Below are 17,705 nucleotides of genomic sequence, written 5' to 3'. Positions count from 1 at the left end.
TTGAAGAACAGTTACGATCTAAAACTAGATTGTATTATATTAACGACTGTCTTTTAGCGTACATTTGAATTCGGCGATCGCTCAAACAGACACAAATACAAATATGGCTGAATTACTAAAAATTGCTTTAGTTGGCAATCCTATATTAAAACGTAAAGCTTTACCTGTAGAAAAAATTATCGATACTAATGAAAATTTAATCAAACTCATCGATTCATTAATTGCTACTGCAACTGCGGCAAAAGGAGTGGGAATTGCTGCGCCCCAAGTATCGCAATCTTATCGATTGTTTATCGTGGCTTCTCATCCCAATCAACGCTATCCTCATGCACCAACAATGCCGCCAACGGCAATGTTAAACCCCAGAATAATTAGTCATAGTAACGAAATAGTCAAAGATTGGGAAGGATGTTTGAGCGTTCCCAACCTGCGGGGTTTGGTACCTAGATATCGCGAAATCGAAGTTGAATACGTTACCAGAGAAGGAAAGTTAGAACGTAAAATTCTAACTGACTTTGTCGCACGTATTTTTCAGCACGAACTCGATCATCTTGACGGTATGATTTTTTTAGATCGACTCGAAAGCGAGGCGGATTTGTATAGTGAATCAGAGTATCTAAATATTATCGGGCAGTAGCGGTCGATGGACATCTTCTAAATTATGGGCTTTTCTTGGCAGGAGAGCAGGGAGCAGGAGATTTCTGTCCGACCTGTCTTTCCTTGCTCTCTGAATAGTTATCCCTTATTAATTAGTAGACAAAGCAGTAGGGAGAAATTTAGTAAACGATGACTCGGAGCGATCGCCAGCAAGTAATCGGAATCGATCTAGGAGGAAGTGCGATCAAACTAGGTACATTTTTAGCAGATGGCACCTGTATTAATTCTATTTCCATTCCTACACCCCAACCTCCAATACCAGAAGTCGTATTAGATAAAATAGCTGCTGCCGTAAATAACTTCAATCGACATAATAAATGTCTGGCGATCGGTTTTGGCACTCCAGGACCCGTAGATACTCAAAGACGCATTGCCAAAGTTTCGATTAATTTACCAGGCTGGAATAATATTCCCGTAGCCGATTGGTTAGAAGCAAAAACCCAACTGCCAACGCTACTAGAAAATGATGCTAACTGCGCGGGAATTGGCGAAGCCTGGTTGGGCAGAGGTCGTCAGTTTAGTCATTTTATTTTATTGACCTTAGGTACTGGTGTAGGTGGCGCAGTTTTTATCGATGGCAAACTATTTACGGGACGTTGTGGTGCAGCTGGCGAACTCGGTTTGATAACCCTCCATCCAGACGGTTTGCCCTGTAGAAGCGGTAATCGCGGTTCTTTAGAACAGTCGGCATCGATTGGAGCAATTCGCCGCCAAACTGGTAAAGATCCTGACGAATTAGGTAAACTGGCAAGATTGGGCGATCGCGCTGCTTTAGAATTTTGGTCTAGCTATGGTAAATCGCTGGGTGCGGGATTGGCTAGCTTAATTTATGTTCTCACTCCCGAAGCCGTAATTTTAGGGGGCGGTATTAGTGCCAGCGCCAAGTTTTTTTTGCCTGCTATTCGCCAAGAGATAGAACGAAGGGTTTTATCTACTTCTCGTCCCAACCTCCAACTATTAACTGCCGAGTTGGGCAATCGGGCGGGGATGTTGGGTGCGGCTAAATTAGCTTGGCAGTTGGTAAATATATAGATAACAGATAGTAGCGGTAAATTTCATTCTGCTGTAAATTCAGGTAATTCCAGCCAAAATTTACTTCCCTGTCCGAGTTGTGATTCAACGCCAACGCGACCTTGAAACCTTTCTATGGCTCGTTTGACAAATGCCAAACCAACACCAGTACCTGGATAAGACTGAATTCCATGCAGGCGTATAAAAACGTCGAAGATCTTTTCTCTGTCTTCAGGATCGATCCCAATGCCATTATCCTCAACCCAAAGGCGTATCCAATTATTGCGTCTTTCTGCCCAAATGCGTATTTGTGGTTTGGTATCGGGAGCTACAAACTTAATTGCATTAGTCACCAGATTCAAAATTACCTGGATCGAGATGTTTTGATGTGCTTTAACTGCAAATGAAAGTTGCTCTGTGGTTATTTCGGCTCGTGCTTCTTTGCTTAAAGTTTCTATCTCTTTAATTACCTCATCTACCGCTTTACTTAGCTCTACTTTTTGTAGGCGTATTTCGCTGTATCCTACCCGACTATAGGTTAGTAAATCTTTAATCAAAGTATTCAAGCGACTTGCTGCTCTTATCGATCGCTGAAGATAATCTTTTGCCGTATCATCTAACTGATGAGCGTAGTCTTCTATAACTGCTTGGGAAAAACTGGTAATTGTTCTTAATGGTGTTTGGAGATCGTGAGCCATTAAAAAGTTAAACGCTTCTAAATCGGCATTAGATTGAACGATTTGGCGCACTAATTGCCCTCGTTCGATACCGTAGCGAATAGAGCGTACTAAGAGTGTTGGCGTAATTTCACCTTTAATTAGATAATCTTGCGCGCCTCTCCCAATTGCAGCTAAAGCCAAATTTTCGTCACTAGCAATTGTTAGCACGATAACTGGTATGTTGGGAACTGAGTTAATAAAACTACCTACTGTATCTAAACCATCAGAATCTGGCAAAGATAAATCTAGCAGGACGAGGTCGTAATGATTGGCTTTAGCTGCGGTAATTCCATCACTCAAACGTTCGACTATTTTAAGGAACCAGTCTGACTTGTCTACCTTTAAAAAAGTCCGCTTTAACAAATCGGCATCGCTAGGACTATCTTCTACTGCGAGAATTGAGAATTTCTCTATAAGATCGATTTATTATATTTATTATCCTGGTAAAGCTACCGTCCTCAGCCAAAACTGTTCGACTAAATCGGCAATCTGCATAAAATCATGCACGTCAAAAGGTTTGACAATATAGCAGTTGGCATGAAGATCGTAGGAATGTACTATATCTTGTTCCGAACTAGAGGTAGTCATTACGATTACAGGGATACGCTTTAAAACTGAATCGTTTTTGATCTCTGCTAAAACTTCTCGACCATCTAATCTAGGCAGGTTGAGGTCTAAAATAATTAAGTCTGGGCGTACCGCTTGCTTGTAGTCTCCCTGCCTTCTTAAAAAAGCGATCGCCTTTTCGCCATCTTCAACACAGTATAAAGAGTAGTCGAGGTTACTTTTCTGCAAACTTCGTCGAATTAGCATGGTATCGCTCGCCGAATCTTCAACCAGTAAAATATGTAATTTTTTTCTTGGCAATTTCATAGTTTATCGTTCTAAAAAGTCAATTGAAGGAAAGAAGAAAGACGACCGACTTTGATTGGTAGGATTATTTTGATTGGTAGAATTATTAGGTATTGTAAAAAAAAAGGTAGAACTATTGCCCAACTCCGACTCAACCCAAATTTTACCACCATGTCGTTCGACGATTTTGCGACATAAAGCCAACCCCACTCCCGTGCCGCTAAATTCGCGGTGAGTATGCAGGCGCTTAAAAATTTTAAAAATGCGGTCGTAGTATTCTGTTTTAATTCCAATTCCATTATCTACTACTTTAAACAACCAGCTTTTATCTTCTGTAGACTCGGCATGGATCGAAATTTGAGGTGAAATATTTTGACGGCGAAACTTAATCGCATTAACGAGCAAATTTTGAAATAACTGTACTAACTGAGTGCGGTCTGCGGTTAGGCAAGGTAAATCTCGATAGATAATATCTGCCCGTGCTTCCTCAATTGATGTTTGTAAATTAGTAATTGCTTCTTCCACTACCTTATTGCAATCTACCGTTCCTAGAATTAGCTCGCTAGTACCGACGCGAGAGTAGGTTAATAAATCTTCAATCAATCCCCGCATGCGGTGGGTACCATCGATAACAAAATCCATGTATTCGTGGGCAGTTGAGTCAAACTCAGAACTGTATTCTGTTTTAAGCAATTTTGTATATCCAGATATAGCTCGTAGTGGCTCTTGCAAATCGTGAGAAGCAATATGGGCAAAATCTTGTAATTCGGCATTGGAACGACTTAGTTCTCGGCGCAGTTGGTTTTCTCGCTTGAATAGTTCGCGATATTTTTTCTCGCTTTCTCGTAAGGCTTTTATTGCTTGGTTACGCTCGATTGAGGCGCGAATGTAGTGTTCTAAAACTGATGAATGAAGATAGGATTTATCCAGGTAATCAGCAGCACCAGAACTAAGCGCGGTAATATCTAATGCGCGGTCGCCTTGTCCGCTTAAAATAATTACTGGAGAATCGTTTTGCTGATTGATGAGTTTTAATAGTTCTAAACCATCGCGTTCGCCCAGGCGATAATCAACCAAATAGATATCGTGATTGTGCTGGTGTATAGCTGTTAATGCAGTTTCAAAAGTCGCTACCCAGTCTAGCTGAAACTGCTGTTCGGGTACTTCACCAAGCAAGTCTCGGATTAAGATGTAATCATCTTCATCATCTTCAACTAAAAGAACTTTGATTGAGCGATCGTTTGCCATGTTTATATTCTGTATTGTTCGTGCGGTAAAGTGACAATTTCCAACCAATAGTGACCGATGTATTTAATGACTTCGACCAATTGCTCGAAAGTAACAGGCTTGACGATAAATGAGCTTACCCCTAAAGAGTAAGAACGCAAAATATCTTCTTCCTCTTTGGAGGTGGTTAAAACTACGATGGGAATGTGCCGTAAATTGGCATCTTCTTTGATTTCTTTAAGTGCTTCTCGCCCATCTTTCCTGGGCATATTTAAGTCTAGCAAGATTAAACCAGGAAGAGGAAATTTCTCTGAATCTGTATAACGTCCGCGATGGTAGAGATAATCTAATAGTTCTTCGCCATCTTCAACAAAAAACAGAGGATTAGTCAGTCTACTTTCAATAAAGGCATCTTCTGCTAGCAGACGATCGTCTTCGTCATCTTCTGCCATTAAAATTGGCACTAGTTTTCGTTTTCTACCCAAATTAGTTTCTATCATTTTTTATTTGAGTGACTGGTAAGGTAATTATAAAAGTAGAACCTTTGCTTGGAATGCTTTCCGCCCGAAGCTTACCGCCATGACGTTCTACAATCTTACGGCAGATCGCCAAACCCATTCCAGTACCTTCGTATTCTAATCTTCCGTGTAGTCGTTGAAAGGGTGTAAAAATGCGGTCTAAGTATTTTTCATTAAAGCCAATGCCGTTGTCTTTAATCTGCAATTCAACTGATGATTTCGAGCCAGCAACCCGAGCAACAGTAATTATTGGTGGCACTTCTGGCTGGTGAAACTTGAGCGAATTGCCGATGAGATTTTGCCATAGCTGGCGCATCTGTAGGGGATCGGCTTCGATGGTTGGTAGTGGTTCGACTACAACTTGTCCTTTGGTTTGTTCGATTCGCGTTTCTAAATCGGAAAGTACATCTCTAACGATAGCGTTTAAGTCTGTGGCTATAAAGGGCTGAGACTTAGTCGTAATGCGAGAATAGGTCAGTAAGTCTCGAATGAGATTCTGCATCCGTTGGGCGGCGTTCTGCATTCGTCGCAGATAGTCTTGCCCTTTCTCTCCTAGTTCCTGGGAGTATTTGGCTTCCAGGCGATCGCCAAAAGCTTGAATTTTCCGTAGTGGTTCTTGCAAGTCGTGGGAGGCGACATAGGCAAAGTCTTGTAGTGCCTGATTGGAAGTTTTTAACTGTCTGGTAAGCTGTTGTAATTTGCGTTCGCTCTCGCGTCGTTCGGCGATTTCGCTTTCTAGTTCGGCAGTGCGTTCTCGGACTTTTTGCTCAAGCTCGTCATTGGCTTGTTGCAACAATCTTTCTGCCTCTTTGCGAAGGGTTATATCCGTAGCCACGCCACCAATTTGAGCCACTCGTCCCTCAGAGTCAAACAGGGGAAATTTAATTGAGAGATAAGTATGTAGTTTGCCGTCTGCTTGGGGAACTACTTCTTCAGTTTGCAGGGGTTGACGAGTTTCTACCACGCGGCGATCGTTAAGATTGAGAGCGGCAGCAATTTTGGAAGGAAAAATTTCTCGATCGCTCTTACCGATAACTTCTGACTGGGATAGACCAAAAATGGTTTCAAATTCTCGATTGACTAATTGCAGTTTGCCTTCTGGCTCTTTGAGATAGATAACCGAGGGAGCGTTATCGAGAATCGCTTGCAGTCTGGCTTGACTTTGTTTTAGTGCTGATTCTATCTGTCGCCGCCGCTCGATTTCCAATTCTAAAGATTGATTGATAGCCGATAACTCTACCGTTCTTTGTTTGACTCGCCCTTCTAACTTTTCATTTAAGTTTTTTAATTCTAAAGAGTATTGTTGTCGTTGGCGATCGATTTTATTTAATTTCTCAGCCGTCCACCAGACTATTCCACCTAAAAGCAAGATTTCTACTAAAGTTCTTAAAGCAACTCTTAAATCGAAATATTCAATATTCTGAGGAAAAATACGCACGAAAAACCAGCTTGATAGTGGCGGCACAATTAGCAATAAAGGAAGTAGCCGACGTGCCATTATGCCCCCCGCACTATTTTCGCTGACTACCTTCATCCAGCCTTTGTCAGGACGAGTTCCTAATAAAGCTAGAGCGAGTAATATAAAGCCAATAGCAGTATGAATTGCCATTCCCGTTCCAGAATTAACGCCATAAAGAAAGGCAATATCGTATATATGACCGCTAACTGCCGTTAAAGAAATAGCCGCGATCGCAATTGCCAGTAGCTGAACGGCAAAATAGTATTGTCGAACTAAAAGTAAAAAAGCTAAATTCAACCAGAAAAAATTTAAAGCGGTATTGGGAGACATTCTGCCCCTGACTACCGCATCTACAGCGTCGGGATCGGGAAAAGAAAGCAAGTCCGTTCCTAAATCTAGCTGAAAGCCATATTCGATTAGGGTTAAAACAGAAAAAACAATAACTACGCTGGGAACGAAATACAGGCAACCAGATAAGAAAACAGATTTGCTAACAGTTGGCTTAGCTATTCTGGCTTGTTGCCAATGCCACATCAGTAAGGAGATACCACTTAAAATCAAACCAAGAGCGGTACTTATTTTCATAGATACCTGTCCTGGAATTACGCTTTTGAGAATGGCTATATCCCCAAACCAACCGATGATGACAATACAACTCAAGCAAACGGCTATAATGGATAGTTTTACTGAAGTATCACGAAATTTATTGCTGAAGCTGTGACTCGACCGTAGCTCTATTAAACTTTTATTTGTCATAGATTTTCGAGCGTTGCGAGATTATCAGGCGAACAGACTTTGAAGCAGTTTCAGACAGTCAACATAATTTAGCTCGCTTTGTTCTTAGCAGAGCGTTCTTGGCTCAAAATCAATACTTCAAACGGCTGCAAAATTTTAGGAATATCGATTATTTTATCGACTTCGTAGATATTAAAAAATAATATTTGCCAGGCTTAAGTTTTTATTTGCCTATTCTATACAGAGTTTTTTTCATAAAATAACTAAATAAAAAAAGAGCAAAGTTATTACTCCGCTCTTAAAGGTTAATACAACTTATGCTTTACAAGCGCTCGATTATTCCGATTTTTTAGGTTTATAAGTAGATGCTACTTCTAACTCTTTTAGCTGTTTGGCATCGACAGCAGCAGGGGCATTAGTTAACAGACAGCTTGCCTGTTGGGTTTTGGGAAAAGCAATCGTATCGCGGATCGATTCCTCTCCTGCTAGCAACATTACCAAACGATCCAAACCGTAGGCAATACCGCCATGAGGAGGCGTGCCGTATTCAAACGCCTCTAATAAAAAACCAAATTTATTGTCGGCTTCTTCGGTAGACATCCCAATCGTTTCAAACACCCGTTGCTGAATTGCTTTTTGATAGATCCGCAGGCTGCCGCCGCCAATTTCTACGCCGTTATAAACTAAGTCGTAAGCGTGCGCTCTGGCAGTTTCTAAGTTATCGGCATCTTCAGGATAGGGTGCGGTAAAGGGATGATGGAGTGCTTCATAACGCTTCTCGTCGGCATTCCATTCAAACATGGGAAATTCCGTAATCCAAAGTAAGTTAGTTTTATTTTCGTCAATTAAACCCAATTCTCGTCCGATAACCTGACGCAAGCGATCTAGAGATTTATTTACCGTTTCGGTATCTCCCGCACCAAACAGTAGTAAGTGTCCTGGTTTTGCTCCAGTTTTGTCTAGTAAATCTTGTTTTTGTGCTTCGCTGAGGTTATCTTTAATTGCGCCGATAGTATCGATCTCGTTATTGTCTCGAACGCGAATAAAAGCAATACCTTTAGCACCTGCGGCGACTGCTTCGTTAAAGATATCCCCTTTGGGTTTGATCCTGACGTTAGAAATTGCGTCGTTACCGTTGGGAATGGGCAAGACTTTTACCTTACCACCACTGGCAACCGCCCCCGAAAAGACTTTAAAACCCATATCTTTGACAATTTCTGAGACATCGACCAATTCTAAGCCAAAGCGAGTATCTGGGCGATCGCTGCCGTATTTTGACATGGCTTCGGCGTAGGTAAGACGGGGAAACGGACGAGGTAATTCTACGTTTTTAACGGTTTTAAAAATATGACAGATTAGAGCTTCGTTAAGTTCGATTATTTCATCGACAGACATAAAGCTCATTTCCATGTCTAGCTGGGTAAATTCGGGCTGTCTGTCGGCGCGTAAATCTTCATCGCGAAAACAACGAGCAATCTGATAGTAGCGATCGCATCCCGCTACCATCAATAACTGTTTGAACAACTGTGGTGATTGGGGTAAAGCATACCATTGACCTGGATTTACGCGAGAAGGCACTAAATAATCCCTGGCACCTTCGGGAGTAGAACGAGTCAAAATTGGCGTTTCTACTTCCATGAAGTCACATTCGTCTTCTAAAAAGCGACGAATTGCCTTTACTACCTGATGGCGCAATTTTAAATTTTGTGCCATGCGGGGTTTTCTCAGATCTAAATAGCGATACTGCAAGCGCAAATCTTCTCTAACAGTTTCGGTATCGACAGTAGCAACCTGAAAGGGAAGCTGCTTGTTCACTCCGTTGAGAACTTCGATCGATTCGGCATAAATTTCTACTTCTCCCGTTGGCAGTTTGGTATTGAGAGATTCGGGAGGACGTTTGCTGACTTTACCTACAGCCTTAACTACATATTCGCTGCGTAAAGATTCGGCATCGCCATAAGATTCGGGAGTACGTTGCGGATCGCTAACAATCTGTACCGTTCCCGTGCGATCGCGCAAATCGATAAAAATTACGCCACCGTGATCGCGACGGCGATCGACCCAGCCATACAAGGTAACGGTTTTATCGATATGTTCGGCTCTTAATTCGCCGCAATAGTTAGTTCTCATCCCTAATAGCAAATATATATAAAATTTTAAATCTAGCGTCTTTTAGATTAACAAAAAACAGGGGGTAGTATTTGCTGTCTAGACATCAATTGCTCTTTCTCAGTTCTAAATGGCATTGTGAAACCGCATCTAGTTTGAAACTAATTTAAAAATTACACTTTTCTAAGTGGACGGGGTTTAGTAAACATCTCGATCGTTGCGATTGATAATTAAGAATGTTAAAACAATTGCACGCTCGCGATCGTTTTAACTTATTTAACTAATTTCTATTTTTTTGCCTCACCGTCTGCCAAGATGGAAGGCGATCGAAACCTACTGGTAATTTTTCTCGATGATGTTCTGTCACCAACCTGAAAAATGGAGTTCTATTGTCCTCAAGTCAACTAAAAAAAAGAGAATTTGGTTATTATCTTTTTTAATGATTTTGACTCTAGGTAAGGGATACAAACAAATACGCAATAATTCGCTATCTCCCGAAGCTTTTCTCGTTTTAGGCGGACACGAAGAACGCGAAAAATTTGCTGCTACTCTGGCACGACAATATCCCGACCTACCAATTTGGGTATCTTCTGGCAGTCCCCAAGACTACGCCGAGAAAATTTTTTACAATCGCGGTATCACAGGCGATCGCCTGCATCTCGATTATCGTGCTAACGATACTGTTACTAACTTTACTACTTTAGTAGACGAACTAAAAGCCCAGGGAATCGACAGCGTCTATTTAATTACTTCCGAAAATCACATGCTTCGCGCTCGCGTTATCGGCGAAATTGTGTTTGGCAGTCGGGGAATTGCGATCGAACCCGTTGCCGTACCTTCACAAAATCCTCCAGAACCAATCGAAAAGAGTTTGCGAGATGGTGCCAGGTCTATTCTCTGGCTAACTACAGGACATACTGGAACAATTTTGTTCCAGTTTATCGAACGACCATTGTAATTGACTTGGAGGCAAAAGCCAGAAAAGCTTTTTTATATAGTGAGTAGCAAGTCAAAATAATCTATTTATTACTTGCTACTTGCTACTTGCTACTTTCTACCCTTTTGTCAGGCGAATATGGTTCATGATTTTGGATTTACGTTCTTGTTTGGTACCACCATTAAGATCGTAGTTTCCTTTACTGCGCGTTAAGTGTTCTTCGATTCTCTTTTTATTGTTCGACTGTTCGAGGGAGTCAAGTGATTCGTAGTTCTGAGGAGAACGCTGAAAATCTAAGCCGTCAGAACTTTTAGCAATATGTTCTCGAATTCTTCTTTGGCGATCGCTAGCCATAATGTTTGCGAAAATAGATAATAAAAAACAACCAGATCTATTATTACTCGCTTACTGCCATAAATAACGACCGCGTTTTTAAATAACAAGTTGGAAGTAGAAAAAATTCAAACTTTTTCTTTCGGTGGAGGAACGATACCAGGTTTATATAAAGCTTTGTCTATATCGCGGAGAGCTTCAAAATCATCTTCTGGCAAAGGATAAAGTTTTCCTCCAACTAAACCTTTATTAGTAGCGTTTGGTTTTTCTAAAAAAGAAAATGCCTGGCGAAACTCCTGGGGAGTTGTGTTAATAGGAGCCTCAAAATGACAGGGAATAATGCGTTTGAAGCTCCAACCAGCAATTTTATCTGCCCAGGCAAGAGTTTCAGTCGGCGCGCGATTGAGAATTAGAGTCTGTAATATAGGAGCGACTAAAATTCGTCCATCACCGCTTAAAGCATCAAAGGATTCTTGCCAGTAGTATTTCCATTTAAAAGGAAAAAGCCCGAAGTAGGCTTTTAAAGATTTATTAGGGGATTTAAGAGCGTTGACAAATACCTCTCGCCATTTTGGTACTTCTAAAACGCTCGATCTAAAATACATGGCAAATAGACAAATACGCTGCCAGCCTTTGATGCGATTTGCTGGAGTATCTATAATTGGCTCTTCTGCGCTGTCTCTGGCATGAAACAATAAAGGATACAAATCTTGCTCGACAATTTCGGGGGGATGTTTGGGAATAGAAACAATAGCATCTGTAACTAGCAGAGTTTGCGATCGCTTGTGTAAAAAAACAACTTCTTCAAACTGACCCAAATTAAGGTCGATATCCCCCAAAATGGCATAGTCAAATTCATCTGCGAAAGGAGTTTTGCTGCTGTCTGTCGGTAAGATTTGAGTACGCTTAGGAGGAAAACCCAGCCAGCTCAAAGGCAAGTTTACAGGAAAACTCCATTGGTTGGGAGCGACATATATTTGAGCGTTGGGAAACTTTCTGGCAAATGGCGGAACAAATACCTTGTGTTCTACTGCCGAAATAGTAGGCAAAATAATATATTTAACGTCTCCGTGTTCTTCAACCAACTCTCGAACTAGACGAATACATTCAGGAGTAGGGGCAACGGGCGCATAGACTAACAATCCTCCATTAGCCAGCTTAACTACAGTCATGCGAATCGGGACGACGACATAAAAAATGCCCTGAATTTGGTCGAAAGTCCAAATCGTATCTTTAATTACTTCGTGGCGAATCGTGCGGCGTTTACCGTAAGGATATATAGGGACAATAGGCCACAATTTCCAGCTATAGTTGCGAGCCTTCAATCTACTTTGAGGTATGCGATCGCTTTTATCTTGTTGCACCACTGTCTGTTATTACAATCGATTTACGCAGGCAAAACTTCCCGAACTTCTGAGTAGTACTATTGTTAAAATTTTAATGGAGACCCTCGATAACGAACGTCTCCAATTTTTAAATAAGATAAATGTCACAGCAGACTTCGCCGTATTAAGGCGAAGTAGTCTGTGGCTTTTTTTAGTAAAGCTCTTCTTCTTGGTGAGTAGTAATCGTGCAATCAGAAGTAGGATAAGCTACACAAGTTAAAACGTATCCAGATTCTATTTGATCGTCATCCAAGAAAGACTGATCGGACTGGTCTACACTACCCGATTCTAGTTTGCCAGCGCAAGTAGAGCAAGCACCAGCACGGCAAGAATAAGGGAGGTCTAAACCTTGTTCTTCGGCGACATCAAGAATATACTCATCTTCAGGTACTTCAATAGTTTGTTCGCCATCGGGCATTTTGAGAGTAACGCTATAAGCTGCCATATTTATTTAATTCCTCTTTTACAAATGAAATACTAGTTGACGCTCGATCTAGAAAGTTCGCTCTATTCAATAAGCTAAATAGAATGCACTTTTCTACATAAGCTTCATTTTTGATACTAAGCGAAAAATATTCTTTGTTCCTAGTGCATTAGAAATGAAATTTTTAATTGAATTTAATATAAAAATTACTTATGGCAAATCTATAGCTAAAGATAGAAATTAAAATTTAATGTTTCATCGCCTACAATTAAGACTTGACAAGGGATATCTCCAGTTTTTCTTATGATAGCAGCTTCTTAGTTTAGTCAAAAAATAAATATTAATTATAGTTATACCTATGATTGATGAATTGTACTTAGACAAAAGCCAATGGTAAAGAGTGAAATGATATGATATCAAATCAAATTTATACAAGAATGGAGGCTCGGTCGATACGAAAGCCTCCAGCAAACATGTTATATTTATCCGTCTCTTACTTTACCGCCTGACGGTTAATTTAGTACGGTTTTTTATAAAAGTGCATCTTCTTGATGAGTAGTAATCGTGCAGTCGGAAGTAGGATAAGCAAAGCAGGTAAGAACAAATCCAGCTTCAATTTGCTCGTCGTCTAAAAATGTTTGCTCGGACTGGTCTACACTACCCGATTCTAGTTTGCCAGCGCAACTAGAACAAGCACCAGCACGGCAAGAATAAGGCAGATCTAAACCTTCTTCTTCGGCGACATCGAGAATATACTCATCTTCAGGTACTTCGATGGTTTTTTCGCCATCGGGCATTTTTAGAGTAACGTTATAAGCTGCCATATTTATTTAATTCCTCTTTTACAGAAAATATTATTTTTACTTAGTTAGTAAAGCTTGGTTTATCTAATTAACTAGTTATAGATAGCACTTTCCTACATAAGCTTCATTTTTGATACTAGGCGAAAAATATTCTTAATTTTTAGTGCATTAGAAATGAAGTTTTTAAATAAAGTTATTATAAATATTGCTTATATAAATTTATGCCTAAAGATAGAGTTTAAAATTCAATATTAGATCGCTATAACCAAGAATAAATAAGAAGTATATCCACTTTTTATAATAGCAGGTTCTTTGTTCAAAGAAAAATTAATATTAATTATAGTTGTACTGAGTAATTAGTAAATTGTACTTAGATAAAGACCAATGGCAAAAATAAAAGCAGGTATAGTAGGAACGGGATATGCAGCAAATAAAAGGGCTGAAGCATTAAAAGCAGATGAAAGAGTCGAGCTAGTTGCGGTTGCGGGTAGTACTGCTTCGAGAGTTGAAGAGTTCGGGCAAAATTTTGAGATCGAAGCAGTAGACTCCTGGCAAAAATTAGTTAATTCGGCAGAACTAGATCTAATTTTTGTCTGTACGGTTAATTCTTTACATGGTGCGATCGCAGCTACGGCATTAGCAGCAGATAAACACGTAGTTGTAGAATACCCTTTGGCATTAGATCCGCAGCAGGCTACCGATATCTTGGCGTTAGCGGCTGAAAAAAATAAATTACTTCATGTCGAACATATCGAACTTCTTGGCGGCTTGCATCAGACAATAAAGCAAAATCTGCCCGAGATTGGCAACGCGTTTTATGCTCGCTATAGGACTATTAGTCCCAAGCGAAATGTAGCTTTAAACTGGAAATACCATCGAACCGAATTTGGTTTTCCTCTAGCCGCAGCTTTATCTCGTATTCATCGCCTTACAGATTTATTTGGTGCGGTAAAAACTGTATCCTGTCAACATCGCTACTGGAATAGTTCTCGCGCCAATTATTTTACCGCCTGTTTGTGTAACGCCCAGTTAAAATTTGCTAACAAACTCGTAGCAGAAGTTGTTTATGGCAAAGGAGATGTTTTCTGGCAAGGAGATCGCACTTTTGAAATACACGGCGATCGCGGTACCCTTGTATTTGCAGGAGAACGAGGAACTATAATTCGAGGCGACAAGCATGAACCAATATCAGTTCAAAGCCGTCGTGGGTTGTTTGCACGCGATACGACTTTGGTTTTAAATTTCTTAACAGAGAATAATTCGCTTTACGTTCGTCCTCAAGCTAGTTTATATGCGCTTCAAGTCGCTGAAGCAACACGAATAGCAGCAGCAAGCGAAAGTCTAATATCTCTCTAGGATTTATCAATGAGCAATGAGCAATAAATTTTGACTGCAAAAAATCAGAAATAGCTGCCTTTGCCCACTGCAATTGAGCTATACGCAATGAAAATCGACCATATCAATTTTCGATTTATTTTGGGGAACTTTAATATTAATTACCAAAATAATTATTTAGGAGCGATCGCTCATGGCAACAAGAACTTCTCGTTTGGCTACCTCTAAAAATAGTCAAATAGTTATCACTACCTTAGAAGGAGTACCTGGAAAAGAAATTATCGAACACTTTGGTTTGGTGCAGGGTAGTACCATTCGAGCCAAACACGTTGGTAAAGACATCATGGCTGGCTTGAAAAATCTGGTAGGAGGAGAACTAAAAGGATACACCGATCTACTACAAGAAGCCAGACAGGAAGCAACCGAAAGAATGCTCCAGCAAGCGGCTTTCGTCGGTGCCAATGCAGTAGTTAACGTTCGCTTTGCTACTTCTTCTGTCGCTCAAGGTGCGGCAGAACTATTTGCTTATGGAACGGCAGTAAAGGTGCAATAGCTATGGAAGATATTATCTTTTTCGCGCTCTTGCTTGGTATAGGTTATTTTGTCGGCAGTTTTTTAGAGCAGCGACATTATAAAGATATAAAAAAAAGAGAACGGCAAACTTTGCACGTACCTCTAGTGAGTTTTGGTGCCAAACAGCAGGGACTTTTAATTGCTGAGGGTAACGAAGCCAATCTTTTTGTCGGGAGTGTAGTAGTTTCTGGCGACTATTTTAAAATGTTTACTTCTTCACTACGCAATTTGGTAGGCGGTAGAGTTGTCGCTTACGAAAGTATCTTAGATCGCGGACGCAGAGAAGCCATCTTGCGGATGAAAGAAGGAGCGATCGCCTGGGGAGCGACTAAAGTTGTCAATGTTCGCCTGGAAACAGCGAGAATTGGCAATCAAAACGGACGCAACGGCTTGGCAGCGATTGAAGTCATTGCCTATGGTACGGGAATTCGCTAATGGTCTATAACCCCAAAGAAATTACCGAAGAAGTTAACGTTACTGCCGTTCATCCTTTGGTGGATTTAGCTTATTTATTAGCCACGGTAGTAGTGTTTAGTGTTTTGGTTTATCTCGGTTTGGGAGTTATTGCGACTAAGTTGGTTACTCATATTTCTCCCGAACTAGAAGCCAAAATTGGCAAACAACTGCTGTCTACTGTACCTAACATTGCTTCAAAAACTAATCCCCAGCAACAGCAATACCTGGAAAGTTTGTTAACTGACTTGCAAACAACAAATTTAAATCGCCCTTCTCCATCCATCCATATCGTCAAGGACAAATATGCCAATGCAGTAATTATTCCTGGAGGACACATTATAGTTACCACAGCATTACTAACAGAGGCAGAATCAGAAAATGAATTAGCCTTTGTGCTGGCACATGAGTTGGGTCATCATGTAGCAAAAGATCCTTTAAAAGGCTTGGGGCGATCGCTAGTTGGGATAACTATGGCAACAGTTTTGGGCATCGGTAGCGGCAATGCAGACATAGTTACACTGACGGGTTCTCTAACCGATTTACACTACAGTCGCCGACAGGAAACGGCTGCCGATGTTTATGCTCTATCGGCGATCGTCAGAAAGTACGGACATGGTGATGCTAGTCTGGATTTTTTCCAACGCATTCTAGCTAAAAATCGCGATCGCAGGGGCAAGTTATCTGCATATTTTTCTACTCATCCTCTAACTCAAGCCAGAATCGATTATTTGTATCGAGTTGCTTCCAAAAAAGGTTGGCGAATGTCGGGAGAAACAACAGATTTACCTAAATAATTTAAGCACACCGACCGAGCAAAAAAATACAAAAGCTTTAGAGGACATCTGAAAAGTTATCTTTTTAACTTTCCACTTCTTGGTTCTGCCCCCCTAGCCCCCCAAATCTGGGGGAAACAAATCAAAGTCCCCCAAGCTTAGGGGATTTAGGGGGCTAAGTTGTAATAAATCAGACTTCTCAGACAACCTCTTACTTGTAGATATCTATATCACAGCTAAATTTAATAATTTGAGTCAGAAAGAGAGCTAAGGAGTTTATTCTATCTGGATTTACTATGAGTCAGGATATTGCAAGATACATTGAGATTGTTGGCAAAGATAATCTAAAAAAGTATTTAAAAGAAAATTTAAAAGCAGAATTGAACAAGGCGATCGCAAATGAAAACTGGCAGCTAGTCAAAGAAATCACTGGATTAATAGAAAATGTTTTTATTGAAGATGTTTCAGAAACAGAAAAAGATTTGATAAAGTGTGTCGAACTTGTTGGCGTTCCTAAATTAAACTCAGATTCAAAAAAAAAATTTGACTAATGCTTTTGAAGCAGAAGATTGGGAAACCGTAAAAGAAATATCTGCAATTTTTAAGCATTATTACGATTGTACAGAACAAAGCATTGACTCGAATACGAAAATATGTCTAAAAGTAATTCTATCAGAATTAATTAGAGTGGGTGATTGGCATTTGGTAGAATGTTTTACTTACTCTATCAAAGAAAATTTTTATTGCGATAAGCAATATCATTATAGAAAAGCTTACTCAGATATAAATATATATTTTAAGAAAATTCTTACACAGTTAGTTGAAAAAGAAGATTGGTATTTAATAGAACAATTAATCGATCTTGTTAAGGATATATTTACTTTTGACTATCCACATACAGATTATTTGCACAGTGCAAAAGCAAACTTAAAACAAATACTAAGACAATCAATTGAAAAAAATAACTACGATTTGGCTTTTAAAACTACTCAATTAATAGAAAAATATTTTTTTGAAACAGATCCGATTAGAAGAGGAATAAATGAAATTATCGTAGAACAGTTTGAAATAGAGAGAGAAAAAATAACTTCAGAATTAAACCTTAGAGATTTAGAACATAGTGAATTATGTCGTATAGAATTAATAATGGCTATAGAAGAAGGATTTGATGTAGAGATATGCGACCAACAAGCAGATGAAATAGTAACGGTTAAAGATTTGTATGATGTTGTGACTGGTAATTTAGAAGAAAAATTAATAACAGTTTAAGATAATATCATAAAGTGCGATCGCGCCATTATCCATAATTTTGATTATCGTACAAAAAAACAACATTATTCGTAGGGGCGGTTCGCGAACCGCCCTTACAGAGTGTGATGCAATTGGTCTTGATGCCAAG

General features: G+C 40.0%; 19 protein-coding genes. 9 read left to right on the top strand and 10 right to left on the bottom strand.

What is annotated here, in order from left to right:
- Window positions 1-103 precede the first annotated feature (103 nt).
- Window positions 104-637: a peptide deformylase gene (def, locus tag KV40_RS11765; protein ID WP_036481401.1), complete on the top strand. Its 534-nt coding sequence runs from the start codon at window positions 104-106 to the stop codon at window positions 635-637.
- Window positions 638-786: 149 nt separating this feature from the next.
- The gene (locus KV40_RS11760) at window positions 787-1,689 is read left to right on the top strand and encodes an ROK family protein (RefSeq protein WP_036481398.1); all 903 of its coding nucleotides are present in this window, start codon (window positions 787-789) and stop codon (window positions 1,687-1,689) included.
- Between the two features lie 23 nt (window positions 1,690-1,712).
- On the opposite strand, the gene KV40_RS11755 is transcribed toward KV40_RS11760, so the two are convergent.
- From KV40_RS11755 to aspS, 6 genes are all read right to left on the bottom strand, one after another.
- Window positions 1,713-2,786 (bottom strand): hybrid sensor histidine kinase/response regulator, encoded by a 1,074-nt coding sequence (locus KV40_RS11755; RefSeq protein WP_256381125.1) that lies wholly within the window; start codon window positions 2,784-2,786, stop codon window positions 1,713-1,715.
- 36 nt (window positions 2,787-2,822) lie between these two features.
- Window positions 2,823-3,260 carry a response regulator gene (locus KV40_RS11750; RefSeq protein WP_036481395.1) on the bottom strand — a complete coding sequence of 146 codons (438 nt, stop codon included), beginning with the start codon at window positions 3,258-3,260 and terminating at the stop codon, window positions 2,823-2,825.
- 3 nt (window positions 3,261-3,263) lie between these two features.
- Window positions 3,264-4,487, bottom strand: a complete 1,224-nt coding sequence (locus KV40_RS11745; RefSeq protein ID WP_052055575.1) for an ATP-binding protein — start codon at window positions 4,485-4,487, stop codon at window positions 3,264-3,266.
- 2 nt (window positions 4,488-4,489) lie between these two features.
- A complete protein-coding gene (locus tag KV40_RS11740) occupies window positions 4,490-4,966 on the bottom strand; it encodes a response regulator (protein WP_216595600.1) in 477 nt (158 codons plus the stop codon).
- Window positions 4,953-7,199: an ATP-binding protein gene (locus tag KV40_RS32110; RefSeq protein WP_081942835.1), complete on the bottom strand. Its 2,247-nt coding sequence runs from the start codon at window positions 7,197-7,199 to the stop codon at window positions 4,953-4,955. The genes KV40_RS11740 and KV40_RS32110 overlap by 14 nt, the downstream gene beginning before the upstream one ends.
- Window positions 7,200-7,514: 315 nt before the next feature.
- Window positions 7,515-9,308, bottom strand: coding sequence for an aspartate--tRNA ligase (aspS, locus tag KV40_RS11730; RefSeq protein ID WP_036481392.1), 1,794 nt, complete (start codon window positions 9,306-9,308; stop codon window positions 7,515-7,517).
- Window positions 9,309-9,639: 331 nt separating this feature from the next.
- On the opposite strand from aspS, the gene KV40_RS11725 reads away from it, so the two are divergent.
- Window positions 9,640-10,245 (top strand): YdcF family protein, encoded by a 606-nt coding sequence (locus KV40_RS11725; RefSeq protein WP_052055573.1) that lies wholly within the window; start codon window positions 9,640-9,642, stop codon window positions 10,243-10,245.
- 96 nt (window positions 10,246-10,341) lie between these two features.
- Here the strand turns inward: KV40_RS11725 and KV40_RS11720 are convergent, their stop codons facing one another.
- The 4 genes from KV40_RS11720 to KV40_RS11705 all read right to left on the bottom strand — a co-directional run bounded on the left by KV40_RS11720 (window position 10,342) and on the right by KV40_RS11705 (window position 13,190).
- Complete coding sequence (locus KV40_RS11720; protein WP_036481389.1) at window positions 10,342-10,578, bottom strand: hypothetical protein; 237 nt, start codon at window positions 10,576-10,578, stop codon at window positions 10,342-10,344.
- A gap of 107 nt (window positions 10,579-10,685) precedes the next feature.
- Window positions 10,686-11,921, bottom strand: coding sequence for a DUF4336 domain-containing protein (locus KV40_RS11715; protein ID WP_052055607.1), 1,236 nt, complete (start codon window positions 11,919-11,921; stop codon window positions 10,686-10,688).
- 172 nt (window positions 11,922-12,093) lie between these two features.
- The gene (locus tag KV40_RS11710) at window positions 12,094-12,387 is read right to left on the bottom strand and encodes a ferredoxin (protein WP_036481385.1); all 294 of its coding nucleotides are present in this window, start codon (window positions 12,385-12,387) and stop codon (window positions 12,094-12,096) included.
- 509 nt (window positions 12,388-12,896) lie between these two features.
- Window positions 12,897-13,190 (bottom strand): ferredoxin, encoded by a 294-nt coding sequence (locus KV40_RS11705; RefSeq protein WP_036481382.1) that lies wholly within the window; start codon window positions 13,188-13,190, stop codon window positions 12,897-12,899.
- 363 nt (window positions 13,191-13,553) lie between these two features.
- Between KV40_RS11705 and KV40_RS11700 the strand changes: the two genes are divergently transcribed.
- The 6 genes from KV40_RS11700 to KV40_RS34160 all read left to right on the top strand — a co-directional run bounded on the left by KV40_RS11700 (window position 13,554) and on the right by KV40_RS34160 (window position 17,575).
- A complete protein-coding gene (locus tag KV40_RS11700) occupies window positions 13,554-14,525 on the top strand; it encodes a Gfo/Idh/MocA family protein (RefSeq protein ID WP_036481379.1) in 972 nt (323 codons plus the stop codon).
- Between the two features lie 172 nt (window positions 14,526-14,697).
- Window positions 14,698-15,057 (top strand): YbjQ family protein, encoded by a 360-nt coding sequence (locus KV40_RS11695; protein WP_052055572.1) that lies wholly within the window; start codon window positions 14,698-14,700, stop codon window positions 15,055-15,057.
- Window positions 15,058-15,059: 2 nt separating this feature from the next.
- Entirely contained in the window at window positions 15,060-15,512 is a 453-nt protein-coding gene (locus KV40_RS11690; RefSeq protein ID WP_036481376.1) for a YbjQ family protein, read from the top strand.
- On the top strand, window positions 15,512-16,327 hold the full coding sequence (locus KV40_RS11685) for a M48 family metallopeptidase (RefSeq protein ID WP_036481373.1): 816 nt from the start codon (window positions 15,512-15,514) through the stop codon (window positions 16,325-16,327). The genes KV40_RS11690 and KV40_RS11685 overlap by 1 nt, the downstream gene beginning before the upstream one ends.
- 275 nt (window positions 16,328-16,602) lie before the next feature.
- Window positions 16,603-16,857, top strand: a complete 255-nt coding sequence (locus KV40_RS11680) for a hypothetical protein (protein ID WP_036481371.1) — start codon at window positions 16,603-16,605, stop codon at window positions 16,855-16,857.
- The gene (locus tag KV40_RS34160; protein WP_052055571.1) at window positions 16,850-17,575 is read left to right on the top strand and encodes an acyl carrier protein; all 726 of its coding nucleotides are present in this window, start codon (window positions 16,850-16,852) and stop codon (window positions 17,573-17,575) included. Before KV40_RS11680 ends, KV40_RS34160 begins: the two co-directional genes overlap by 8 nt.
- Window positions 17,576-17,705 lie beyond the last annotated feature (130 nt).

The organism is Myxosarcina sp. GI1 (assembly GCF_000756305.1).
Taxonomy (GTDB): Bacteria; Cyanobacteriota; Cyanobacteriia; order Cyanobacteriales; family Xenococcaceae; genus Myxosarcina.
The sequence above is the reverse complement of the archived record's forward strand: the minus strand, read 5'-3'. Positions and strand labels throughout refer to the sequence as shown.